General features: G+C 69.9%; 1 protein-coding gene. It reads left to right on the top strand.

Going from position 1 to position 4,198, the window contains the following annotated elements; all coding sequences use genetic code 11:
- A partial coding sequence (locus ACH4TL_RS45710) for a type I polyketide synthase (RefSeq protein WP_398332088.1) occupies nucleotides 1-4,198 on the top strand: 4,198 nt, incomplete at both ends.

The following is a 4,198-nucleotide window of genomic DNA, read 5'->3' as shown; positions in this document are numbered from 1 at the left end:
GGTGCTCGGGTGACGGTTGCCGCTTGTGACGTGGCGGACCGGGACGCGCTCGCGGAGCTGCTGGCGTCGTTGCCGGAGGAGCTGCCGCTGACCGGTGTCATACACACGGCCGGTGTGCTGGACGACGGTGTGCTGGACTCGCTCACCCCGGAGCGTTTCACCAGTGTGCTGCGGGCGAAGGTGGCCGCGGCGGCGCATCTGGATGAGCTGACGCGTGAGCTGGATCTGTCGGCGTTCGTGCTCTTCTCGTCCATCAGTGGTTCGCTGGGTGCCGCCGGGCAGGGCAACTACGCGGCGGCCAACGCCTACCTGGACGCGCTGGCCGAGCGGCGTCGGTCCGAGGGGCTGCCTGCCACGTCGATCGCCTGGGGCCCGTGGGCCGAGGGCGGTATGGCCGCTGACGACGGACTGGAGCAGCGGCTGCGTCGTGGTGGGCTGCCGCCGATGGACGCCGGGTTGGCGATCGGCGCGCTCCAGCGGGCGCTTGAACTCGATGAGACCGCTGTCACCGTCGCCGATGTCGACTGGGGTCGTTTCGCGCCGGAGTTCACCGCTGTACGGCCCAGCCGCCTGTTCGCGGATCTCCCGGAGACGCGTGCGGTGGTGGTGAAGTCCGCCGGTGAGTCCGAGTCCGCCGGTGATGGCTCCTCGCTGGTGGCGCGGCTGGCCGGGCTGGGTGCGGATGAGCGGGACCGGCTGTTGCTGGATCTGGTGCGTACGCAGGTGGCCGCGGTGCTGGGGCATGACGGTTCGGAGTCGATCGGGGTCGAGCGGGCGTTCAGTGAGCTGGGCTTCGACTCGCTCACGGCGGTCGAGCTGCGGAACCGGATGAACGCGGCGACGGGTGTTCAGCTGCCCGCGACGCTGGTCTTCGACTACCCGACGGCATCCGCCCTGGCGGGCTATCTGCGCAGCGAACTGGTCGGTGAGGAAACCGCCGTCGACACCTCGGGCCCGGTGCCCGTGTCGGTGGCGACCGATGACGATCCGATCGCGATCGTGGCGATGAGCTGCCGTTTCCCGGGTGGGGTGCGTTCGCCCGAGGAGCTGTGGCAGCTGTTGTCGGCGGGCGGCGACGCGATCGCGGAGTTCCCGTCCGACCGTGGCTGGGACCTGGACGCGCTCTACGACCCGGAGCTGGACCGCCCGGGGACGTCGTACACACGTGAGGGCGGCTTCCTTTACGACGCCGCCGACTTCGATGCGTCGTTCTTCGGTATTTCGCCGCGTGAGGCGCTGGCGATGGATCCGCAGCAGCGGGTGTTGCTGGAGACGTCGTGGGAGGCGTTCGAGCGGGCGGGCATCGACCCGGCCACGCTGCGCGGTAGCCGTACCGGTGTGTTCGCCGGGACCAACGGGCAGGACTATGCCTCGCTCGTCTCCACCCCGCCCGAGGGCCTTGAGGGCCACCTGGGCACGGGCAACGCGGCGAGTGTGGTGTCGGGGCGGGTGGCCTACACCTTTGGGCTCGAAGGCCCGGCCGTCACCGTCGATACGGCGTGTTCGTCGTCGTTGGTGGCCTTGCACATGGCGGTGCAGGCGCTGCGGAGCGGTGAGTGCTCCATGGCGCTCGCCGGTGGCGTCACCGTGATGTCCACCCCCGAGAACTTCATCGACTTCAGTCGTCAGCGCGGGCTGGCGGCGGATGGTCGGATCAAGGCGTTCGCGGCCGGGGCCGATGGCACCGGTTGGGGTGAGGGCGCGGGCATGCTGCTGGTCGAGCGGCTGTCGGACGCGCAGAAGAACGGCCACCCGGTGTTGGCGGTCGTGCGGGGTTCGGCCATTAACCAGGATGGTGCGTCGAATGGTCTGACGGCGCCGAACGGTCCGTCGCAGCAGCGCGTCATCCGTCAGGCGCTGGCCGGGGCTGGGCTGTCGGCCGGTGATGTGGATGTGGTGGAGGCGCACGGTACGGGGACCACGCTCGGTGACCCGATCGAGGCGCAGGCGCTGCTGGCCACCTACGGTCAGGGACGGGTTGGGGACCGGCCGTTGTGGCTGGGCTCGATCAAGTCGAACATCGGTCACACGCAGGCTGCTGCTGGTGTTGCGGGCATCATCAAGATGGTGCTGGCGATGCGGCACGGCGTGCTGCCGCAGACGTTGCATGTGGATGAGCCGTCGCCGCACGTGGACTGGTCGGCGGGCGCGGTGTCGCTGCTGACGGAGCGGGTGGAGTGGCCTGAGACGGGTCGCCTGCGTCGTGCGGGTGTGTCGGCGTTCGGCATCAGTGGCACCAACGCGCACACGATCATTGAGCAGGCGCCGCTGGTCGAGGAACCGGGTGAGGTGGCCGAGCCGCGTGGTCTCGGTGGTGTGCTGCCGTTCGTGCTGTCGGCCAAGAGCGCCGAGGCGCTGCGGGAGCAGGCCGCGCGGCTGCGCACTCACATCGAGACGCGTCCGGAGTCGGCACCTCTGGATGTCGCTCATGCCTTGGCCGTTGGTCGCGGTGCTCTGGAGCGGCGTGCGGTGGTCACCGTTGGTGACCGGGACGAGCTGCTGCGGACACTCGGTGCGATGGAGCGGGAGGAGTCTGTCCCGGGCCTGGTCGAAGGTTCGGTCGCGGAGGGCAAGCTGGCCTTCCTCTTCACGGGACAGGGCAGCCAGCGGCTCGGGATGGGGCGTGAACTGTACGACGCCTTCCCGGTGTTCGCCGATGCGCTGGATGAGGTGTGTGCGCATCTGGATCTGTATCTGGAGCGGCCGCTGCGGGATGTGCTGTTCGGGGATGACGCGGCTGTCCTGGATCGGACCGGGTTCACTCAGCCTGCGCTGTTCGCGGTCGAGGTGGCGTTGTTCCGGCTGGTGGAGGCCTGGGGTGTGACGCCGGACTTCCTGTCGGGTCATTCGATCGGTGAGTTGGCTGCCGCGCATGTGGCGGGTGTGTTGTCGCTGGCGGATGCGGCGAAGCTGGTGGCCGCGCGTGGGCGTCTGATGCAGGAGCTTCCGGCCGGTGGCGCGATGGTCGCGGTGCAGGCGTCGGAGGACGAGGTGCTGCCGCTGCTCACCGAGCGGGTGAGCATCGCCGCCGTGAATGGCCCGGCGTCGGTGGTCATCGCGGGTGATGAGGATGCGGCGCTGGAGATCGCGGCGTCGTTCGAGGCGCAGGGGCGCAAGGTCAAGCGTCTCACCGTGAGCCACGCGTTCCACTCGCCGCGCATGGACGGGATGCTGGACGCGTTCCGGGAGGTCGCGCAGGGGCTTTCGTACGAGGCTCCGCGCATTCCGATCGCCTCCAACCTGACCGGTGAGCTGGTCTCCGCGGAGGAGATCACGACTGCGGACTTCTGGGTGCGGCATGTCCGGGAGGCGGTGCGCTTCCTCGACGGCGTGCGCGCGTTGGAAGCGCAGGGCGTGACGACGTTCGTCGAGCTCGGCCCTGACGGTGTGCTGTCGGCGATGGCGCAGGAGTGCGTGACCGGTGAGGACACCGACGCCGCGTTCGCCGCCGCGCTGCGGAAGGATCGCCCTGAGGCTGAGGCGCTGTTGTCGGCTGTCGCGCGGGCGCATGTGCGTGGGGTGACGCCGGACTGGACGGCTGTCTTCGCCGGGGCCGGTGCCGCCCGGGTGGAGTCGGCCGAGTTGCCGACGTACGCCTTCCAGCGCACGCGGTTCTGGTGGGAGGAGGCTCCGGCGGCGGAGGCTGCTTCGGCCGGTGCCGTTGACGGTCGGTTCTGGGATGTGGTGGAGCGCGGGGATGTGGCCGCGCTTGCCGGGGAGCTTGCGGTGGATCCGGGGCTTTCGCTGGCTGAGGTGTTTCCTGCGTTGTCGTCCTGGCGGCGGCGGCAGTCGATGCGTTCGACGGTGGACGGCTGGCGTTACCGGGTGTCGTGGAAGCCGGTCACCGACCGCTCTACCGCTTCCCTGAGCGGCCGTTGGCTGGTCGTCGTACCGGCCGAGGCAGCCGAGAACGCGTGGGTCGCCGGTGTCGTCGGGATGCTGAACGACCGTGGTGTCGACGTACGCGTCGCCGAGCTGGACGCTGCGGATCGGGCCGGGGCGGCGGATGAGCTGCGTACGGTCGTGGGCGACGATGCGGTGACAGGTGTGGTGTCGCTGCTGGCTGTGGGCGCCGACGGTGAGGCGTTGTCGCGTACGACGGTGCTGACGCAGGCGTTGGGTGATGCGGGTGTCGGTGCGCCGTTGTGGGTGGCCACGCGGGGTGCGGTGTCGGTGGGGCGTTCCGATGGTGTGGTCA

Origin of the sequence: Streptomyces sp. NPDC021115, from assembly GCF_044333065.1 — a bacterium.
In the GTDB taxonomy this organism is placed as follows: Bacteria; Actinomycetota; Actinomycetes; order Streptomycetales; family Streptomycetaceae; genus Streptomyces.
Note: the sequence above shows the minus strand (reverse complement) of the source record. Positions and strands in the feature narration are given on the sequence as shown.